At 68.2% G+C, this 532-nt stretch carries 1 protein-coding gene; it reads right to left on the bottom strand.

Features of this window, described 5'->3' with window-relative positions; translation table 11 throughout:
- Positions 1 to 530, bottom strand: a 530-nt coding sequence (locus HHX40_RS35520) for a sugar phosphate isomerase/epimerase family protein (protein ID WP_182884053.1), incomplete at its 3' end; no start/stop codon positions are given.
- Positions 531 to 532 lie beyond the last annotated feature (2 nt).

Raw genomic sequence — 532 nt, 5'->3', positions numbered from 1 at the left:
GCGAACCGCACCCCGACCTCGTCGAACACGTCCAGGATCGGGTTGAACCGCTCGGCGAAGTCGGCGTAGCCGGCCTCGATCATCGACGGCGGCACCGGGGGGAACATGGCCAGGGTGTGCCAGATCGACGATCCGGTGAACCCGACCACGGTCTTGACCCCGAGCTTGGCGGCGGCGCGGGCGGTGTCCTTGATCTCCTCGGCGGCCCGGCGGCGGACGCCTTCGGGTTCGCCGTCGCCCCAGATGCGGGCGGGCAGGATGCCCTTGTGCCGTTCGTCGATGGGGTGGTCGCAGACGGCCTGGCCGACCAGGTGGTTGGAGATCGTCCACACCTTCAGGTCGTACTTGGCCAGGGTCTCCAGCTTGCGCTCGACGTAGGAGTCGTCGGACACGGCCTTGTCGACCTCGAAGTGGTCGCCCCAGCAGGCGATCTCAAGACCGTCGTAGCCCCACTCGGCGGCCAGCCGGCAGACCTCCTCGAACGGCAGGTCCGCCCACTGACCGGTGAACAACGTGATCGGCCTGGTCATCA

This window comes from Microbispora sp. H10949 (genome assembly GCF_014161435.1).
GTDB classification, from domain to species: Bacteria; Actinomycetota; Actinomycetes; order Streptosporangiales; family Streptosporangiaceae; genus Microbispora; species Microbispora triticiradicis.
This window is presented reverse-complemented; position numbering and strand designations above follow the sequence as displayed.